We start from the raw sequence: 19,514 nt of genomic DNA on the forward strand, positions 1-19,514 counted from the left end.
AATTAAACGTTTGCTTTTCCTCTAAAATCTCGCTATGGTATGGGGCACTTTCTAGCTTGATGGTTAGCGCCTGCAAATGCAAGAAACGCCTGATTGCTTTGATTTCTCTCGATTATCCTCTGAGGAAATCGCCCGTTTGCTGCAGCAATTTAATCTACGCTTGACCGTTGAAGAAGCGCTCACTATCCAGAACCGCTTGTTAAAACGCCCCCCTACTTACGCCGAGTGCGTGTTATGGTCGATACAGGGTTCTGAACATTGCTCATACAAAAGCAGTCGCAAGTATCTGAATCAGTTTGTTACAACTGCCCCTCATGTCATTCTCGGACCCAAAGAAGATGCTGGAATTGTTGCTGTAGCTACCGATCATCAGGGCTTACGTTACGGAATTGTCGTGAGTCATGAATCACATAATCATCCTTCACAACTAGTTCCTTTTGAAGGGGCAGCAACAGGCGTAGGAGGCAATGTTCGAGATGTCTGCTGTATGGGTGCTGAAGTGATCGCCGTTGCAGACAGCTTGCGCTTTGGTGATATCAATCGTGCTAAAACGAAATGGATCCAAAAAGGCGTTGTCCAGGGTATTGCAGGTTATGCCAATCCCCTTGGTATTCCTAACCTTGCTGGCGATTTGTATTACGATGAGGCCTACAATGAAAATTGCCTGGTAACTCTTGTTACTTTAGGTGTCGTCCGAGAAGATCAAATAATCCACTCTTATGCCCCTGCCAATGCAGAAGATTATTATTTTGTCCTGATTGGCAAGCCCACCGATAACAGCGGTTTTGGCGGCGCTGCTTTTGCCTCTGCGACACTCAGTGCAGAACAGGAAGAGCAAAATAAAGGGGCGGTGCAAGAACCCAATGCTTTTTTACAACGTCACCTTCTTAAAGCCAATTATGCTTTTTTTAACTTGCTACGAGAACAAAACATGCTTGGCCGTGTTGGCTTTAAGGATCTTGGCGCCGGGGGAATAGCTTGTGCCAGTGTGGAGTTAGCAGAGGCCGGCGGCTATGGAGCAGAAATAGAGCTTGACTCGGTACCAACCAGCATGGCCAATTTATTACCTGCAGTAATCCTGTGTTCTGAGACCCAGGAGCGTTTCATGTGGGTAGTCCCCAAAGAGTTAGTTACCCCATTGTTGACCCACTATAATGAACGTTTTGCGCTTCCCGAAATCTGTAATGGCGCACAGGCCACAGTAATTGGTCAATTAAGAAATGATGGTTTATATGTTGTTAAATACAAAAATAAAAAGATTGTCTCTGCTCAGGCCAAAGATATCACCCAAGGCATTCTCTATGATCGCCCCTATTGCGCAAAAAATCAGATATGTACAGAACCAGAGCCCTTCGCAAACGACGACTTGAATGAGATTCTTCTACGTCTTTTGGCTCATGAAAATATTGCTTCTCGCGCAGCTGTGTTTGAAACTTATGATAAACAGGTACAAGGCCGCACAATTATAGAACCAGGCTGGGCTGATGCCGGCCTGATTGCACCTTTTAATGAAGATAAATACCCGGAGGAAATCCGTCTTACCGGTGTTGCCTTATCCATCGATCACAATCCTCGTTATAACAAAATTGACGCTTATTGGGGAGCAATTAATGCCGTGCTGGAATCAGTGCGTAACATTGTTGCAATAGGAGCTTGGCCACTTGCACTGACCGATTGCTTATGTTTTGGCAATCCAGAAGACCCAGTCCAAATGGGTGAGTTTGTGGACTCAGTACGAGGAATTGTCGCTGCCTGCAAGGCAGTCACCATGAGAGAAGCACCTGATGTGAGTCTGCCTATTATTTCCGGTAATGTTTCTTTATATAATGAATCTGCGCAAGGCTCTATTCCACCCAGTCCTATCATTAGTTGTATTGGATCGATGCCTGATTTCTCCAAAGCACTTAATTATGCTTTAAAACGCGCGGGTTCCGTTCTGCTACTATTAGGTGAGCGCAAGGATGAATGTGGTGGCAGTATTTATTATCAACTTCACCAGCAGCTTGGCAGCCAACTTCCTAAACCCGATCTAACTTCCTTCGCCAATGAAATTGCAGCAGTCTATTCAGCTATCCAGCGTGGTTTGATTTTATCCGCTCATGATATTTCCGAAGGGGGAATAGCCGTCGCACTGGCAGAAATGAGTTTTAAAAATAAAATTGGTGTGAATGTCTTTATTCCTGGTGATTTACCAACTAACAAAAAGTTATTCTCTGAAAGCGGTGGCTTTATCCTTGAGGTATCACCAGACCATTTAAGTGAATTGGAACAATTATTCGGTTCTTATCCTATTTCATATACAGCTATTGGAGAAACCACCGCAGTTCCTGTTCTGGCTTTCAATTCAGCGATTAATTTGCCTATTAGCATCGCCAGTAATGCCTGGGAAAATGGCTTAAGAGAGAGGTTAATCTAAATGTCTAGCATTGATTATAAAATGGCTGGAGTTGATGTAGAAGCTGGTAACGAAGCGGTTCGTCGCATTAAACAAGCAGTAGAAAGTACTTTCTCCCCACAAGTATTAACTGGGATAGGCAGTTTCGGAGCCTTGTATGATTTGAAGTACCTCATGCAGCATTATGATCACCCTGTTCTGGTACAAAGCATTGATGGGGTTGGTACAAAAATGATGGTCGCCAAAATGATGCAGAAATTTGACACTATCGGTATTGATCTTGTCAGTGCGACAACCAATGACATTCTGGTGATGGGAGCCAAACCCCTCACTTTGCTTGACTACATTGCCAATGATAAATTAAAACCACTCATTGTAGAGCAAATTGTCAAAGGCATTGCGTCTGCTTGCCGCAACGAAGGTATTTCTCTTGTCGGCGGTGAAACAGCAGAAATGCCTGGCACCTATCTTCCTGGTGAGTTTGACCTGGTTGGTGTCGTCACCGGTGTAGTTGAAAAAGACAAGGCTATATTAGGAAAAGACATCTGTGCAGGCGATCTTGTGCTGGCGTTTCCTTCCAGTGGTTTACATACCAATGGTTATTCTCTTGCGAGAAAATTGCTTTTTGATATTGCGGGCTATAACGTTGAATCCCGGTTCCAGGATTTTACTCACACCATCGGCGAAGAATTATTAATCCCTCATCTCAATTACACGCAACCCATTTTGAAAATTCTGGAGAAGAACCTACCCATAAAGGGGATGGCGCATATTACAGGCGGCGGTTTATTAGAAAATATTCCTCGTATTTTACCGTCCGATTGCAGTGTAGAAATCATCAAGAAACAAATTCCTGAGCAACCTCTATTTAATCTTTTGCGCAAACTCGGCAACCTGGATGATAACCAGATGTACCGCACCTTTAATATGGGTGCGGGCTTGGTTTTATTTTTAGCCCCGGAAGTCTTGAGTTCTGTACAGGAAGTCTTACTCGACTTTCCATCATTCCCCCTTTACGAGATAGGCCATGTAGTAAAAGGTGATAGAAAGGTGCAGCTATTATGATTCGCATAGGATTAATCCAATTTCCAGGCTCCAATTGTGAACGGGAAACAGCTTTAGCGATAAAACGCGCAGGTATGGAGCCAATCGACTTTTTATGGAATGAGTCTCTGACAAAACTGCACAGTATGGATGGTTACGTCCTCGTTGGTGGTTTTTCTTACGAAGATCGCTCGCGTGCCGGAATTATTGCCGCTTTATCGCCTCTCATGCAGGAAATAAAACATCAAAGTGAACAGGGTAAACCTGTATTAGGCATTTGCAATGGCGCACAAATACTGGTTGAATCAGGTCTAGTACCAGACTTGGATACCAACGATACTCTGGCACTAACAGATAATAAACGAATTGTCGATGGTAAAATAATAGGAACAGGGTTTTACAACGCCTGGATTAACCTGCGACTTGCTACTCGTTATCAGGATAATGCTTTCACTTCCCATCTCACCGCCAGCGATCGAATCCATTTACCTACTGCCAATGGTGAAGGACGTTTTATTATACCGGAAGCCTTATTAGAAAAATTAGAAGAAGAGGGTTTAATTCTCTTTCAATACTGTGATGAACAGGGGGAGTTAATTGACAATTTCCCTATTAACCCTAATGGTTCTGTAAAAAATATTGCTGCCATTTGCAACAAAACAGGAAATGTTATGGCAATCATGCCCCATCCTGAACGCACAATCCACGGCGATCCCATTTTTACTTCCATGCGTGCTTATATTGAAACCAAAAAGGAACAAACACCAGTCAGCAGAAAGGTATCAGCACAGACCTCCGTCGAATTAAAGTCTTTTAACAAAATTCCTGGCAGTTATCAGTGCCTGGTTAAATTAATTATTACTGACAATCAAGCTTTAACTGTACAACAAACACTAAGGCAATTAGGTTTTCCTGTCATTGTTCAGCGCTTCGTGCATTGGGAAATTGATTGCGACTCACAAGATATGATTGAGCAAATAAAAAAGAGTGACGTTTTATATTGTCCTCGTAAAGAACAATTAGCCACACTCGGTGAACTTGAGCAAACGCAGAGTCCAACCTACCTTGTACGTGCAAAAGATGATCTGACAGGGCAGCAAGCCTTACAAACCCTGACAAGCCACTACTCTGTAAAAGGAGTAAAGAAAATTAGCTACGGTGTGGTATGGCAGTTCAAGAGTGATACAGCCAACATCAATGAATTAATCAACTCTATTTTGTTAACAAACATAATTAGGAATCAATATGCACATGAATGCTATCAATATGACTACCAATTATTGTGATGAAATTCAGGCAGCATTACCCTTTTGCCTTAGCAAGACAAACCTACCTTTCGGTAAAAAAAATCAAGGTAAAGTACGGGATTTTTATGATCTTGGCGGACATATTCTATTAATTACCACCGATAGACTAACTGCCTTTGACAGACATCTTGCTCTGATTCCTTATAAAGGAGCCGTATTAAACCTAACTTCCGCCTGGTGGTTTGAGCAAACCAGGCATCTTATTCCAAATCATATTATTGCGGTACCAGATCCCAATGTGGTTGTCGCCAAAAAATGTACTGTTTTTCCAATTGAATTTGTCGTCCGAGGCTATATTACCGGCACCACAGAAACGTCATTATGGACACAATACCAACGGGGTGTTCGCGACTATTGTGGTCATTCCTTTCCTGAAGGCCTACAAAAAAATCAGCGCTTACAAGAACCCGTCCTAACACCCACAACAAAAGAAGCTCATCATGATCGACCAATATCCCCTGCTGAGATTGTCGCGGAAGGATGGATGAGTGAAGAAGATTGGGCCGAAGCCTCCACATTAGCGCTAAAGCTATACCAAGCTGGCGTTGAAAGGGCTGAAAAGCATGGTTTGATTCTAGTCGATACCAAATATGAATTCGGCCGTGATAAGGAAGGCAATATCATGGTAGTTGACGAAATTCATACCCCTGATTCAAGTCGTTATTGGTTAGCAAATAATTATCAAGCCCGTATCGCGGCAGGCTTAGAGCCAGAAAACATCGACAAGGAATTTGTGCGCCTATGGTTTGCCAAACACTGCGACCCCTACAACGATAAAGTTTTACCGCAAGCGCCACGCGAATTAATCGCTGAGCTATCGGCACGCTATATTCAGCTCTATGAAATGATTACCAGTCAAGAATTTGATTTCAGTGAATTTGATGAACCTGCGGAGCAACGCATAAAACGAAATATTTCCCACTATTTAAGGTAAGAGCATGTGCGGCATAGTCGGCATTTACAGTCATGAGCCAGTGGCCTCCGAACTCTATGACAGTCTTATTCATCTACAGCATAGAGGACAAGACGCTGCAGGTATTCTGACGTGTGAGCAACGTTTTTATAGTCAAAGTGGTTTGGGGCTAGTACAGGAAATTTTTACTTCTGAAAAGGTTCTTGCACTGAGAGGAAATATAGGCATCGGCCACACACGTTATCCTACAGCAGGCGGCTATACTGCCTCAGACATTCAACCCTTGTGGATTGGAAGCCCGCGCGGCATTGCACTTGCCCATAATGGCAACCTGTCTAATTACCAGGAATTGGCCGATGAAATTCGCTTAAAACAATATCGCCACCTTAATTCCTCATTAGATTCCGAAGCGTTATTGCTGATGTTTGCTGACCAATTAGTTAATGAAGACTCCAAGAAAAAAGAGGATGACGATAATTTCTTTGAGCTTCTCTGCAAGGCGGTTGACTATATTTTTAATCATGTTGAGGGTGCCTACTCTATCGTGAGTACGGTCATTGGAAAAGGATTGGTTGCGTTTCGCGATCCTCATGGCGTTCGGCCACTTGTATGGGGGACACGCACAAGATCCGATGATACCAAAGACATCATTTTTGCCTCAGAAACGACTCCTTTTTATGCACTTGGCTTTAAACCGGAAGGAGATATTCAACCAGGCGAAGTAGCGTATGTTAATCAAGCGGGCAAATTATATCGTCGAGTAATAAAAACTGCTGAATTTCGGCCCTGTGTTTTTGAATACGTTTATTTTGCTCGTCCGGATTCAACTCTGAATAATGTTAGTGTCTATCGTGCGCGCTTGCGAATGGGTCAAAACCTGGCTCTCCAATGGAAAAAACAGTACCCCAAGATCCTGCCAGATGTTGTTATTCCAGCACCGTTCACTGCTAATACAGCAGCCTTGTCTTTTGCCCATGAATTAGGCGTGCGGTATTCAGAAGGCTTATATAAAAATCCGTTTATAGGCCGTACTTTTATTATGCCTAATCAAAGTACCCGCAAACGCAATATCCGTTATAAGCTAACACCACAACGAACTGAAATCGCCAATAAAAATGTATTGATTGTTGACGACAGTATTGTCCGAGGTACCACATCACGTGAAATTGTAAAAATGGTGAGAGAATTTGGCGCTAAAAAAATTTATTTTGCCTCAACATCACCCGCCATCAAAAACCCCTGTTTTAACGGTATTGATATACCCTCTCGTCAGGAACTAATAGCTGCTCATTTAACAGACGAAGAAATAGCCAAATACCTTGGGGTTGACGTGTTAATGTATCAGTCTCAGCCTGATCTGATCGAGGCCGTAACCCGTCGTGGTCGCCATCAAATCAAACAACCTTGCATGTCATGTATGGATGGTAATTATTTCTGCAATACGATAAATACTCAAAAAATGATCCAGCTTGAGCAGCAGCGAAAAATGAATCGCCTGGAGCTAGAAGAAACGGAGATTTAAGACAATGAAGATCCTTGTTATTGGTTCAGGAGCACGTGAACACGCGATAATCAACGCTCTTTATCGCTCACCACAAAAGACACAATTGTATTGCTATGGTAGCTTTGTTAATCCAGCCATCAAACCACTCACAGCTGATTATTGTACAGGTGATATCACCGCTTGCGCTGATGTCTTAGCCCAGGCAAGACAATGGAAAATTGAGTTAGCTATTGTTGGCCCCGAGGCACCACTGGAAAAAGGGATGGCTGATACGCTATGGCAAGCAGGTATTCCAACGGTTGGCCCTAAAAAAGCGCTCGCACAAATTGAAACAAGTAAGGAATTTGCTCGCGATCTGATGCAGCAATACCATATTGCAGGCTTACCTCGTTACCAAAAATTCTCCAGTCTCGCCAATCTTGATAGTTTTCTTCATGAACTGGGCGAAGGCAACTATGTTATTAAGGCAAATGGGTTAATGAGTGGTAAAGGCGTCAAAGTAGCAGGAGAACAATTACACTCGTTTGCCGAAGCTAACGTTTTTTGCCAGGATATTATAGCTAAAAATCAAACCTTCATTGTGGAAGAAAAACTCCTCGGTCAAGAGTTTTCCTTCATGTGCTTTGCCGATGGTGAAAGCCTGGTTCCAATGCCTTTAGTCCAGGATCATAAACGTGCTTATGATGGGGATAAAGGCCCTAATACAGGGGGAATGGGAAGTTATTCCGATTCTAATCATCGCTTACCTTTTTTAACAGAACATGAGATTAACCAGGCCTTTGCCATTAACCAGGCCGTTTTTCAAGCTTTATCACGCGAATTCGACGAAAAGTACATCGGTATTTTATACGGCAGTTTTATTGCAACTAAAGAAGGTATATTCGTTATTGAATTTAATGCCCGCTTTGGTGATCCGGAAGCTTTAAATGTACTATCCATTTTAGAAACAGATTTTTTGGCAATTTGCCAGGCAATGATAAGCGGGAAACTCAACGAAACAGAAATCAAATTTTCACCTCAGGCTACGGTTTGTAAATACGCGGTGCCTCAAGGTTATCCAGATAATCCTATTAAAGATTTTGTTGTTGATTTCAGTAAAATACAACAACAGGGAAATTTGTACCTGGCCTCTGTTAACCAAGTTGATAACCAAATTTTTGCTGCAGGTGCAAGGACAGCAGCTTATGTTGGCATTGCAGATACTATTTTTACTGCAGAAATGCATGCTGAAAATGAAATTTCTCGCATTGATGGCCCTTTGTTTCACCGCCAGGATATTGGTACTCAACCATTAATCCAGTATCGTATTGACGATATGGCAAGGCGCCGGAATTTATGATCCGTTTAGCCATCCTGGGTTCAACACGTGGCAGCAATCTCGATGCACTTGTGACTGCAATCGCTAAAGGGCAACTGAGTGCCGCAATCACTTTAGTGCTCAGTAATAAAATTGAAGCAGGAATTCTAGCCAGAGCTAAAAATTTCGGTATTAAATCGATATTTGTCAATCCAGAAGGTTTAAGTCGCGAAAATTTTGACCATCATTTATCGTCGCTACTTCATCAACATCATATTGATCTGGTTGTTTTAATGGGCTATATGCGCATCTTATCTGCCTCATTTGTTTTAAACTGGCACAATCGAATTATTAATGTCCACCCCTCCCTGTTGCCTGCTCATGCAGGACTTATGGATCTGGCAGTACATCAGGCTGTCTTGGAATCAGCTGACCACTTAACAGGCTGCACAGTTCATTTTGTTACTGAGCAAGTCGATGCAGGCCCCATTATTTTGCAGAAAACCTGTCCTGTTTTACCAAATGACACCCCAGAATGTTTAAAAGCCCGCGTACAGCAGCTCGAAGGCCAGGCTCTCGTTGAAGCAATTGCCTTGCAAAAAAACTACACACATGCTAAGGTCTGCAGCTGACTCACGCCACTTAACTAGCTTGTGGAGAATGTGAGCCTGCTGCAATTGCCAGCTACGAATCCCCATTTTTATACTTTGGCACTGGATGACGTTTATTTAGGAAATAACCCATGCATTCGAGTCGTTCCTGGTACCCGCTCTGCTTTTTTTCTTTAAGCCTGTTGTTGATATTCATCATTTTGCCTCTCACTCGCCAGGGAATGTTCATGGATGGTGTTATTTACGCAGCCATCGCTAAAAACTTAAGTCTCGGCTATGGGAGTTTGTGGCAACCTTACTACTCTCAAACTGATTTTCCTTTATTTTATGAACACCCTCCTCTGGTTTTTTATTTCCAGTCGTTATTTTTTAGACTTTTTGGCCAGGGCTTCGGTGTTGAGCAATTTTATTCATTTTTAATGGCACTAGGGCAGTTTGCTTTAATTTCCTGGTATTGGTTAAAAAATAAAAATACGAGTTTCCTGACATTGGGATTACTATTGTTTTTGTGGTTGTTGATTCCTTTAAACCATATCTATACCAATAATATGCTGGAAAGCACCCTGACCTTATTTACCACCTTCGCAAGTTTAGTCTTATTGGCTAACACAAAATCAAAATCAGCTTTCTTTCTCCAATACCTGATTAGTGCTATAGCCATTCTAGTCGCTTTTTTTTGTAATGGACCTACTGCATTTTTCCCTCTTGCAGTGCCTTTACTTAACAAACTGATCCATGAACAACAAGCTATTGTTAAAGGTATAAAAGAAACCATTTTTTTAATCGCTCTTGTAGTCCTGTTACTGGGTAGTTTTTATTTATTGGTGCCTGCAGCACTGATTAATACACAAAAATATTTTTCCCAACAACTCTTGGCCTCAATTACTGGTACACGTGAATTAAATTATGTTGGCTTAAACCACTTACATATTGTTGTCCTTTTTTACAAACCTTACCGCTTGGTGACTCTTTTTGCTCTTTTATCTTTGGCTATTGCCGCAAAAATTGAGGGGCAAGGTCTTATTAAAAAATTTAAATCGAGTTTACAGGAAAAAAGAGCCTGGTTCTTTTTCGCCTTGGCATTGGTTTCATCCTTGCCAGTTGGTATCAGCCATCGACAAGCACTGAACTACATTATGCAATCAGCACCCTTTTTTACCTTGGCAATGATGTATTTCTGTTTTGAGTCTGTTAAAACAATTGCTGATTATTGTAAAAGTAAACCTTGGTTTTTTAAGACACTAACAAGCTTGAGTTGCCTGATTTTTGTCGCTTGTATTGCTATAGTTTTAAATCTTGCTTCAGGGTTTAACCGTCATAAAGCCATGCTGGAAGATCTCAATTATCTAATCAATTACTGCAAAAATGATGAAATCATATCAGTAAGCCCTACCCTTTATTATAAATGGTATACTGGAGCCTACCTTGCACGTAACTCAATGATTAGTGTAACCCCACAAGCTGGCAAACCATTGTACCTTACCTTGAAGACCAAACCTGTTCCTGATAATTATCACCTAATCAAGTTACCGTTGTCGTACTATCATCTGGCACGTCACGATTGAGTACTTTAGGCTCAGGCCATACATGACGAGAATAGGCAAAATAATTTATAAGAGAAGCCAAACCAATACCCACCCCGATAATAAGATTCTCTTGCAAAAAACCACTGCCTAAATAATTGATTCCAAATTTAAGCCAATAGCTCTGCAGATAAATCATAACCACCGAATAAAGACCAAATCCAAGCAGGCGCTTCATTTCAAAAAACTTGCTAAGCTTCAAACTGCTCTTAAAAGTAAAGTTACGATTTAAAATAAAATTATGGATAATCGCCGCTAATACAGCGAGTTGTGATGCATTGAAAGCCGGCAGGTATTTGCGAAATAAATTATACGCGACGAATTGAACTGTCATACCCATCAAACCAACCAGACACATTTTTAAATAACGTTTGAGTTCATAATAACGTAAGGTAAAAACAACATGTAAAGCATCGATAATGCTGTTCTTAGGTAATTTACTCTCTCCATTTTCTCTATCAATAAATTCTATAGGATATTCACAAATTTTGGCTTTACTTTTGTGCAACAACCAAAGAAGTTGTAGTTTATAAGCATAATGATTAGAAAGAAAACGTTGAGGAAGTGCGTTAATCAAACTTTGTCGGCGCGTTGCCCGAAAGCCACTAGTGAAATCTTTATATTTGAGCGTAAGTACTGTTCTTGCAACATAGTTACCCAATACAGAAAACACCTTACGATGCCATTCCCAGTTTTTTGGAATACTCCCCCCAGGCACATAACGACTACCAACCACAACATCAAAATCCTTTATTTTTTCCAGCATAGGCTTGATGTATTTAGGTTGATGAGAAAGATCTGCATCGAACTCAAAGACAATATCAGCATTCATCACTGTCAAAGCATATCTCATGGCTTGTAAATAAGCTGATCCCAGACCAGATTTTTCCTGCTCCGTTTTTAGATGCAATTTTGGATAATCATCTTGTAAGGAGCTTACAATTTTTTGAGTCTGATCTGTTGAGTTGCTATCAAAAATTAAGATATGAACATCAAAATTCTCAATCGCTTCCACAGCAGCAAATACTTGCATAATGGTGTTCTTAATAACGAACATTTCATTATATGTCGGAATTATTATAACAACTTTTTCTTTTCCTAATTGACCAGTTTGGGTTGGCTCGAGGATTAGGTGGTTATTGAAGTCCATCATCAAATCGTATATCTCTGATCTTGTGATATTTGGCTATAATAGTACTCGTCGACTTGCAAAAAATAAAGCGAACATCGACTCCTTTTAGAATCATTACTCTGAAAGTCTCACGCACAGTCAGTTTTTCTCGTAGGTTTGTTCTAAGCATCGTTCGAAGTTATCGATTGACTCTAGTTGATTCTACTATAAACTCTTGGCAAACATCCCCTTCTCGCGAGAAGCATGAGATGTTTAATGGATTGACGTTATAGTATTAATTTCTTGTAGCATTGCGCATTGAATAACAACTAGCCAGGAATGATTATGTCAAAAACACTAGTATCTATTTTAATGGGATCAAAATCAGATTGGTCAATTATGGAAGAAGCCAGTCTCATGCTTGAAAAATTTGATGTTCCTCACGAAGTGCGAGTCCTTTCAGCACATCGTACTCCTGATGCTCTATTTACTTACATTCAATCAGCTGAACAAAATGGGATCGAAGTGATTATTGCCGCTGCCGGTGGGGCTGCGCATTTACCAGGTGTTATTGCAGCCAAAACCCTGTTACCAGTCTTGGGCGTTCCCATGCCTTCATCAACATTTACCAATGGCCTGGATGCTCTTTTATCAATTGTCCAAATGCCTGCTGGAATTCCTGTTGGCACGCTTGCTGTCGGAAAAGCTGGTGCAATTAATTCTGCTGTTTTGGCTACCACAATCCTTGGTAACAAATACCCTCAATACCGAACTCTCATACAACAATATCGCGCCAACCAGGCAAAAAAAATACTGGAAGATTCTGCAATTAGATAATAACTGGTTAAATAATTGCCCATTACCTGAGTTCAACCCGGACAATGAATTTATTTCCCGGGTTGAATTACTATCTTTGGCCCCCTTGCCAGCCTCACTTCTCTCTTCTGTTGCTTGAATCGATTAAATAAAAATAAATAGATTAGGGGGTTAGCAAAAAGAGGCAGGAAATAATATGCTCTATTTATAAATTCCAGTCCTCGGAAAACGTGATGATCGATTTAAGTAAACTTGAAGAACGATTATGCGCCATCGAAATGCGCCTGACCCTTATTGAGAATCATTTAAGTAACACCACAGAATCTCCATGGGCCGAGGCGACAACGATAAAACCAACGCTACCACCTATACAGCCTAAAGAATCGCTGCCGGCAGCTAAACCAGGAAATTGGCTTGGCCTTATTGCCGTAGTTTGTTTCGTATTAGCAGCAGGGTTTATTTTGAAACTCTCCATTGAATCAGGTTGGTTAACTGCAGAAAAACAGATTGGTCTTGCCGCCTTATTTGGTTTTGCTTTGATTGGTGCAGGTTATCAACTCTTGGAATCTGATCGTAAATATGCCAGTTTGTTACCCGCTGCCGGTATTATTATTCTTTATTGCACTGTCTTTGCTGCCTATGGACTTTATTCACTGGCTTCATTTCAAACAGCTTTGGCAATGACCATTCTTATTTCATCAATCTGTATTTGGCTTTACATAAAGGTTAAGCATGATATTTATGCAATTATCGCAGCCATTGGTGCTTATACAACACCAGGTATTCTAGGCCTCCATGTAACAACTGTTTTTTCTCTTTACTATTTCATCGTCTGCTCACTAACCTTTGCAACCATTTCAATCTGGGTACAATCACGCCTTCTAACTATGATTGCAGCCTATTTATCGATTCTGGTTACCTCACTAGTTGGATTTAATCTCAATAATGATCTATTGATTGCGTTCATACTGGCGCTGCATTTCATTATTTTCTCAGTAGGAACTTATTTTTATACCCGTCTCACTAATCAGCAACTCTCAGAAAAGGAGGCCTGGAGTTTCTTTCCAGTGCTGATTATATTTTACGCCATGGAATATTATTTTATTGATCGAATTGAGCCCGTACTTGCACCTTGGATCTCATTAGGTTTTGCCGGTCTACTTATAGGGTTGTACCTTTATGCCAAAAAATGGGTTTCCAGTCTTAACAGCGAGTCCGTCATTGTTGCTTTTACTACTGTCGTTTGTTTTCACTCAATCTATCTTGAACTCTTACCTCTAGAACTCCGTCCTTGGCTCTTTGTATTAATAATACTTGGCTGTGCCTTGCTCCCAGTGAACCATTTAACAAAGAAAAAACCACATTATTCTCTAATACCTACCGTTGCAGTGCTGATTATTTTAGCCATGGAGTACCTTGCAATGCTTGCTCATTTGATGGCTGATTTTAATCTTGCCTGGTTCATTGTGGCTACAGCGTCCTTTTTTAGCATTTGGGTATTGCTAATAAAACAGCGCGCCAGTATTGCTCGCAAAGAAGAATATGGATATCTATTGTTAGGGCTGGCGCATTTGCTCGCGATCTCAGGGCTTTATCAATTAACCACTGACTATAATTCACTTGCGGTCTCCGCTTCCTGGCTTTTCTATGCTATTTGTGTGATGAGCATCGCTTATTTTCGGAAAGATAAAATGATGGCTAAATCGGCTCTCTTTGTTTTAGGGTTTGCCGCAGGAAAAGCGCTTATTTACGATGCCTCGGCAACACCAACAATTATTCGTATTTTATGCCTTATGCTTACCGGAGTAGTTCTATATGGATCTGGATTGGTTATCAGAAAAATTGCCGAGTGGAAAAATTGACAAGATGCTATCGTCAGAGCAAAAGAGCTACGGAAAAATTGACGGTACCCTAAGATCTTGTTGTAACTTACTGGGAATACTCATAATCTTTATCCGGTTATTTTGCACTAAGAATCAAATACATAATTGGAATCGATAGTCGATGGCTAAATACGATACTCAAGATGCATCACCTAAGACTGAAAAAGCTGCTTTACCAAAAACACAAGATGGATTCCCTGGGTTTATCAATACAGTCCTGCAGCGCTATTTTAAAATACGGGTGCAGCAATCTTGGAAAGGCACTCATATTCTAAAAGGCAAAATACCCACGGTGAACGCCTTAAGCCTCGCTAGTAATGATTATTTAAGTATTAGTCATCATCCACAACTCATTAATGCTCAAATCCAGGCTATGCAGCAACATGGTAATGGTTCCATGCAATCACCCGTTTTTTTAAGCGATGACAGCTTGCTTACTGCTTCCGAACAACAATTTGCGACCTTAACTAATTATCCCGCCGCCCTGCTCTCACAATCAGGTTGGTGCGCTAATATGGGTTTGATTCAAGCACTAGCCTCACGTAATCTACCGGTTTACCTCGATTTTTACACCCATATGTCCTTTTGGGAGGGTGCCAAGGCAGCAAACGCAAGGCCAATCCCTTTTAGGCATAATTCGGTACAGTCACTGCGTAACCGCCTGGAGCGTTATGGATCAGGAATCATTGCGGTAGACTCTATTTATAGCACCCTGGGCACGCTAAGTCCCTTAGGTGACTATGTACGACTTGCTAAAGAATTTGATTGCTTATTAGTTGTCGATGAGTCTCACTCTTTAGGGATAAATGGCCTCAATGGCAGCGGCCTGGTTGCAGAACTGGGTCTTTCTAATCAGGTTGATGTAATTACTGCAAGTCTTGCCAAAGCAATATCAGGACGTGGAGGTGTTATCGTTGCAAATCGGAATTTGATCGAACTGGTTCGCTACACTGCCTTACCCACTATTTTTAGTTCCGCACTAGCCCCACACGATTTGGCAGGTTTTAACGCCTCACTTGCCATTATCGCTAAAGAAAAATGGCGGAGAGCGAAGTTGCATGATAACGCAGCATTTTTACGTAACGCCTTGCTAAAAAATGGGTTTAATTTAGGGGGCAGCAATTCACAAATCATTCCACTTATTACTGGCAGCGAAGCAAATACAATTTGGCTGCGTAATAAACTTGAAGAAGCAGATATTCACGGAGCAGTCTTTTGTGCTCCAGCAACCCCAAAAAATAAAGCATTGATTCGCTTATCAGTCAGCGCTAATCATCAGCCAGAACAGCTAGCCAAAGTGGTAGATTGCTTACTGCAATTAAATAGAGAAGAGCGAGACTTGCCGCTTTTTACGGGCTTCCAGGATTTAATTTAAAATTTTTATACTGAAAGTAACTCTTCAGCATCAAGTTCTTCTAAATGAGAATGATAAGATAGAACTTTCTCCTGTCGCACATCAAACAATACCGGACCTTGTACATAGGCGTAAAAATAAACTTCATTTGAAACAAAGCGCTGAGCTGGCACCAAACAAGTCGACCAGTCATCCCATTGTGGTGCTTGAGTATTTGCCTGCCAAAAACAAGGAATCTTTTCACCTGTTGCCAATTGATCCAAGACCTCCTCACTGGCACCATTATCTAATGCTAAATCATAGTGTAACCGCATGTCTGACTCATTTTTAACAATGAGGAAGCTTACATTAGCATCATCATCAAGCAATAAGAAACTGCCTGAATTATCAGCTAGATAATATTCAACAGCTCCTTTCTCCTGACGAAGTTGGCGAAAAAAATCGGCAAATTTTTTATCATGTAAACAACTTGGGGAAGTAACTGACAGCATCCTCACGACTATATCCGACATGGCTTGAAAATAGTGCAACTGTAAATCATAAATACTTTTAGTGATTAACTCTGCGACATTTGGATCACTTTTTTGAATATAACGATCGATTAAACCTTCATTGAAAGCCTCTATCGCAAGCTTCTCATCAGCCTGCCCCGTTAAAAGAATTTTTTTGATATTAGTATTCTCAATACGGCGGCAGAATTCCACTCCGTCCATTTCGGGCATCGCATAATCAACGACTACTACTGAAATTTCCGAGAAACGACGAGAATTGTATATTTCAGCATGAATAGCGGCCAAATCCAAATTCACTGTATGGTTTGTCAGAGGGCAATTTTTAGCCTCCGTATATTCACTCAAACAGCGCTGACTTAACAAATCTAATTCACACCTTTTTTTGTAAATACAGTCCAGGGCGTCAAAGGGAGAATCAAACACTCGATAGGCTAAGCCTTCATCCAACTGCAACACAAAATTCAGTAAAAAATCGCGACTATCATCAATAAACAATGCGGTGCTTGGAAAATAGCAGGTAGGGATCGAGAACGGTGGCATAGCTCCTCCTGAGCAAACGCTCTTAGTACACTGTAAGTCCTAAATCATCCTGTTTTTCAGTGCCGGCAAAACCCTTAACCATTCTGGTGAAACAAGAATAAGGATTACAACTTGCATATAAGCTAACACAATTGTCTTGTTTTCCCAAAACAAAAATTAGATATTAAATTAGTCATTATGACTAACTTTAACTACAACATCCCTCTATGGCAGTGCAGGGAAAGTTAAAGCAAATTGTGTATATTTCCCTTCTTGTGCCTCACAGCGAATATCACCACCAAAACGATTCATAACCAACTTGCAAAAAGATAACCCTATTCCTGTACCCATAAAAGTTGTTGTATAAAAATGGTTAAACAAACGAGCAAGTTGTTGTGAAGACATCCCTTTGGCCGAATCCTTAAAAAAAAGGGTATTTACTTTATCGCCCGTCTCGGTCCATATAAAAATATCTCCTTTTTGCGTAGTTGCAATGACATACAAGGCATTCTTGAGGAGGTTAAAAAGTACATGTTGCATCAATAATTTTGAACCGGTAAAAACAAAGTCCCCCTGCCAAGTTATTAATGAACGCTCATGATTTGATTTAAAAGGGTATCTTGCCATCGCTTCGGTTAGGCAATCAGCCATTGAGCAAGGTTCTAATGTACAATTCTGTAAGGAGTTTTCTCGGCCGGCCTTAACCAGCAACATATCTATAATTGTATTGGCATAATCAATTTCGTTAATTATACGCTCACCCACATCCTCTAATTGTTGTAACCTCATTTCCCGGATCGTAGTAGTCAACAACTCTTGTTCTTTGGCAACATGATAAGCTTGAAATAATTGAGGCATATAATAAGTCAGGGCTTTTGCACCACTTTTAATGCCTAACAAGGGCGTTCGTAATTCATGGGCGATCATGCCAGCCGCTGCGGCCATACCAGCCAATCGCTGCTGTTGTAACATAGCGGTTTTATAATTTACTGTTGAACCAACAATAATTACAAAGAGTAATACCAAGGTCATTTCAATATGTTCTTCACCAAAATAGAGCTCCGGCGACATAAAGTAATAACAAACCAAGGCAAGCCCCCATCCCAAAACCAACAGCACCGAAAGACTGAATAAATCAACTAGCAAGACCAGCAAAAATACGCTGCATAATAAAGACATTGCCGAGATGGCATTAGCATGATTCATTAAAAATGAATAAGCAAAAAAAAAGGATAGCGTATAAAGAATCGTCAAAAACCAATACCAGGGCATATAGGGTTTGCTTGCTGCTGGCCAATAGGGAGTCAACATTAAACCCAAGCCCAGTAAACTGCCTACTAGACGTAACCCCAAGGTTTCATAGGGCTGTGGAAACCATACGGTCCAAATCCAGTAAAACAATGGGAACCCAAAAAAAGCAATTGCTCCTACGGCGATCAACTGGTGTGCAGCATTAAATAAACTACGCTGCATCGATTGATCAAGATAGTTCACTATTTTTTTCAAATTTTTCATCGCTGCATGCATTGCCCTTAAAATAAATTCAGAATTGAACACTAGGGAACCAATGTCAAGATACCACGGGCTATCAGATGTCGCTAACTTGAGTAACTATGGCTCGAAAATCAAACCATAATCCCCAAGCTAATGGAAATGTAAATAACTCCTGCATTAATCTTATGGGAAGAATGATATTATGCTTTTTCATTATTCTTTATTTGTAAATCAGTATGGCTATTGAAACTTTACGTATTGCGACAAGAAAGAGTCCCTTGGCTTTATGGCAGGCCAATCATATCGCTAGTCTACTTAAGCAGTATTGGCCACTACTCGAGATAGAGCTCGTCCCAATGGTAACGTCGGGTGATAAATTTTTGAAAGACAAATTACTGGTTACCGGCGGTAAAGGCCTCTTTGTTAAAGAGCTTGAAGAAGCACTCTTAGCTGGGGAAGCTGATATTGCCGTTCACTCGATGAAGGATGTGCCGGCAACATTCCCTGAAGGGCTCGCTCTCGCAACCATTTGTAAACGGCATAACCCACTGGATGCTTTTATTGCAAAACGACATAAGAGACTACAAGAGTTACCCGCAGGCAGCGTCATTGGTACATCTAGTCTGCGTCGCCAATCACAGCTTTTAGCGCTTCGTTCTGATTTGGAAATAAAGGTATTACGAGGCAATATCAATACCCGTTTAAACAAATTGGAAGAGGGGGAATATGACGCCATTATCCTGGCAGTAGCAGGTCTTGAGCGCATGGAGATGCAAACGTCAATTACCGAGATTTTAAGTGATGAGCTTATGTTGCCAGCCTGTGGCCAAGGCGCTCTAGGAATAGAATGCCGTGCTGAAGATAGCGACATAAAAAAACTTTTGACGCCGCTTAATGATCCACTTTCAGCACTTTGCGTATACAGCGAACGCCACGTTAATGCCTTACTAGGTGGTAATTGCCACGTCCCCTTGGCTGTTTTTTGCACTGTGCAATCTAATCAACAATTGCTTTTACGTGCCAAAGTCTTAACTATAGATGGCCAAACAGTCATTCAAGACCGTCAATCTGGCCCACAATCACAAGCAATCGCTATAGCTGATACCTGTGCAAAAGCCTTATTGGCTAAGGGAGCAGGTAAACTTCTTTCCCTCTCATCATGACGTATTCT

The 19,514-nt window shown here is 41.1% G+C and carries 15 protein-coding genes; 12 read left to right on the forward strand and 3 right to left on the reverse strand.

Annotated elements, in window-relative coordinates:
• Positions 1 to 76: 76 nt before the first annotated feature.
• The 8 genes from purL (at position 77) to Lfee_RS13800 (ending at position 10,636) form a co-directional block, all read left to right on the forward strand.
• Positions 77 to 2,416, forward strand: a complete 2,340-nt coding sequence (purL, locus tag Lfee_RS13765; RefSeq protein ID WP_058447568.1) for a phosphoribosylformylglycinamidine synthase subunit PurL — start codon at positions 77 to 79, stop codon at positions 2,414 to 2,416.
• Complete coding sequence (gene purM / locus Lfee_RS13770; RefSeq protein WP_058447569.1) at positions 2,417 to 3,460, forward strand: phosphoribosylformylglycinamidine cyclo-ligase; 1,044 nt, start codon at positions 2,417 to 2,419, stop codon at positions 3,458 to 3,460. It abuts the gene before it with no gap.
• Positions 3,457 to 4,725: a phosphoribosylformylglycinamidine synthase I gene (gene purQ, locus Lfee_RS13775; protein ID WP_058447570.1), complete on the forward strand. Its 1,269-nt coding sequence runs from the start codon at positions 3,457 to 3,459 to the stop codon at positions 4,723 to 4,725. The genes purM and purQ overlap by 4 nt, the downstream gene beginning before the upstream one ends.
• Positions 4,685 to 5,680, forward strand: a complete 996-nt coding sequence (locus Lfee_RS13780) for a phosphoribosylaminoimidazolesuccinocarboxamide synthase (RefSeq protein ID WP_058447571.1) — start codon at positions 4,685 to 4,687, stop codon at positions 5,678 to 5,680. The genes purQ and Lfee_RS13780 overlap by 41 nt, the downstream gene beginning before the upstream one ends.
• Positions 5,681 to 5,684: 4 nt before the next feature.
• Positions 5,685 to 7,181, forward strand: a complete 1,497-nt coding sequence (gene purF, locus Lfee_RS13785) for an amidophosphoribosyltransferase (RefSeq protein ID WP_058447572.1) — start codon at positions 5,685 to 5,687, stop codon at positions 7,179 to 7,181.
• 4 nt (positions 7,182 to 7,185) lie between these two features.
• A complete protein-coding gene (gene purD / locus Lfee_RS13790) occupies positions 7,186 to 8,502 on the forward strand; it encodes a phosphoribosylamine--glycine ligase (RefSeq protein ID WP_058447573.1) in 1,317 nt (438 codons plus the stop codon).
• Entirely contained in the window at positions 8,499 to 9,092 is a 594-nt protein-coding gene (gene purN / locus Lfee_RS13795; protein ID WP_058447574.1) for a phosphoribosylglycinamide formyltransferase, read from the forward strand. The genes purD and purN overlap by 4 nt, the downstream gene beginning before the upstream one ends.
• A 110-nt stretch (positions 9,093 to 9,202) precedes the next feature.
• Positions 9,203 to 10,636 carry a glycosyltransferase family 39 protein gene (locus Lfee_RS13800; RefSeq protein ID WP_112854766.1) on the forward strand — a complete coding sequence of 478 codons (1,434 nt, stop codon included), beginning with the start codon at positions 9,203 to 9,205 and terminating at the stop codon, positions 10,634 to 10,636.
• Here Lfee_RS13800 and Lfee_RS13805 read toward each other — a convergent pair.
• Positions 10,593 to 11,804: a glycosyltransferase family 2 protein gene (locus tag Lfee_RS13805; RefSeq protein WP_082646682.1), complete on the reverse strand. Its 1,212-nt coding sequence runs from the start codon at positions 11,802 to 11,804 to the stop codon at positions 10,593 to 10,595. The genes Lfee_RS13800 and Lfee_RS13805 overlap by 44 nt on opposite strands.
• Positions 11,805 to 12,110: 306 nt before the next feature.
• Here Lfee_RS13805 and purE point away from each other — a divergent pair, with 306 nt between their 5' ends.
• The 3 genes from purE to cqsA all read left to right on the forward strand — a co-directional run bounded on the left by purE (position 12,111) and on the right by cqsA (position 15,839).
• Positions 12,111 to 12,602, forward strand: a complete 492-nt coding sequence (gene purE, locus Lfee_RS13810; RefSeq protein WP_058447577.1) for a 5-(carboxyamino)imidazole ribonucleotide mutase — start codon at positions 12,111 to 12,113, stop codon at positions 12,600 to 12,602.
• A 212-nt stretch (positions 12,603 to 12,814) separates the two neighbouring features.
• Positions 12,815 to 14,443 carry a DUF2339 domain-containing protein gene (locus Lfee_RS13815; protein WP_058447578.1) on the forward strand — a complete coding sequence of 543 codons (1,629 nt, stop codon included), beginning with the start codon at positions 12,815 to 12,817 and terminating at the stop codon, positions 14,441 to 14,443.
• Between the two features lie 142 nt (positions 14,444 to 14,585).
• Positions 14,586 to 15,839 (forward strand): alpha-hydroxyketone-type quorum-sensing autoinducer synthase, encoded by a 1,254-nt coding sequence (gene cqsA, locus Lfee_RS13820; RefSeq protein ID WP_058447579.1) that lies wholly within the window; start codon positions 14,586 to 14,588, stop codon positions 15,837 to 15,839.
• Between the two features lie 5 nt (positions 15,840 to 15,844).
• Here cqsA and Lfee_RS13825 read toward each other — a convergent pair whose 3' ends face one another.
• Together Lfee_RS13825 and Lfee_RS13830 are read right to left on the reverse strand one after the other, a co-directional pair.
• Positions 15,845 to 16,870: a response regulator gene (locus Lfee_RS13825; protein WP_058447580.1), complete on the reverse strand. Its 1,026-nt coding sequence runs from the start codon at positions 16,868 to 16,870 to the stop codon at positions 15,845 to 15,847.
• A 204-nt stretch (positions 16,871 to 17,074) separates the two neighbouring features.
• Positions 17,075 to 18,364 carry a sensor histidine kinase gene (locus Lfee_RS13830; protein WP_058448034.1) on the reverse strand — a complete coding sequence of 430 codons (1,290 nt, stop codon included), beginning with the start codon at positions 18,362 to 18,364 and terminating at the stop codon, positions 17,075 to 17,077.
• 215 nt (positions 18,365 to 18,579) lie between these two features.
• On the opposite strand from Lfee_RS13830, the gene hemC reads away from it, so the two are divergent.
• Complete coding sequence (gene hemC / locus Lfee_RS13835) at positions 18,580 to 19,506, forward strand: hydroxymethylbilane synthase (protein ID WP_058447581.1); 927 nt, start codon at positions 18,580 to 18,582, stop codon at positions 19,504 to 19,506.
• Positions 19,507 to 19,514 lie beyond the last annotated feature (8 nt).

Origin of the sequence: Legionella feeleii (assembly GCF_001467625.1) — a bacterium.
GTDB classification, from domain to species: Bacteria; Pseudomonadota; Gammaproteobacteria; order Legionellales; family Legionellaceae; genus Tatlockia; species Tatlockia feeleii.

Excerpts from the sequence above, each read along its gene's own strand:
- Lfee_RS13805 (WP_082646682.1), bottom strand. The coding sequence starts at position 11,804 with ATGGACTTCAATAACCACCTAATCCTCGAGCCAACCCAAACTGGTCAA.
- Lfee_RS13800 (WP_112854766.1), top strand. The coding sequence starts at position 9,203 with ATGCATTCGAGTCGTTCCTGGTACCCGCTCTGCTTTTTTTCTTTAAGC.
- Lfee_RS13830 (WP_058448034.1), bottom strand. The coding sequence starts at position 18,364 with ATGAAAAATTTGAAAAAAATAGTGAACTATCTTGATCAATCGATGCAG.
- purF (WP_058447572.1), top strand. The coding sequence starts at position 5,685 with ATGTGCGGCATAGTCGGCATTTACAGTCATGAGCCAGTGGCCTCCGAA.
- purE (WP_058447577.1), top strand. The coding sequence starts at position 12,111 with ATGTCAAAAACACTAGTATCTATTTTAATGGGATCAAAATCAGATTGG.
- hemC (WP_058447581.1), top strand. The coding sequence starts at position 18,580 with ATGGCTATTGAAACTTTACGTATTGCGACAAGAAAGAGTCCCTTGGCT.
- Lfee_RS13780 (WP_058447571.1), top strand. The coding sequence starts at position 4,685 with ATGCACATGAATGCTATCAATATGACTACCAATTATTGTGATGAAATT.
- cqsA (WP_058447579.1), top strand. The coding sequence starts at position 14,586 with ATGGCTAAATACGATACTCAAGATGCATCACCTAAGACTGAAAAAGCT.
- purQ (WP_058447570.1), top strand. The coding sequence starts at position 3,457 with ATGATTCGCATAGGATTAATCCAATTTCCAGGCTCCAATTGTGAACGG.
- purN (WP_058447574.1), top strand. The coding sequence starts at position 8,499 with ATGATCCGTTTAGCCATCCTGGGTTCAACACGTGGCAGCAATCTCGAT.
- purD (WP_058447573.1), top strand. The coding sequence starts at position 7,186 with ATGAAGATCCTTGTTATTGGTTCAGGAGCACGTGAACACGCGATAATC.
- purL (WP_058447568.1), top strand. The coding sequence starts at position 77 with ATGCAAGAAACGCCTGATTGCTTTGATTTCTCTCGATTATCCTCTGAG.
- Lfee_RS13825 (WP_058447580.1), bottom strand. The coding sequence starts at position 16,870 with ATGCCACCGTTCTCGATCCCTACCTGCTATTTTCCAAGCACCGCATTG.
- Lfee_RS13815 (WP_058447578.1), top strand. The coding sequence starts at position 12,815 with ATGATCGATTTAAGTAAACTTGAAGAACGATTATGCGCCATCGAAATG.
- purM (WP_058447569.1), top strand. The coding sequence starts at position 2,417 with ATGTCTAGCATTGATTATAAAATGGCTGGAGTTGATGTAGAAGCTGGT.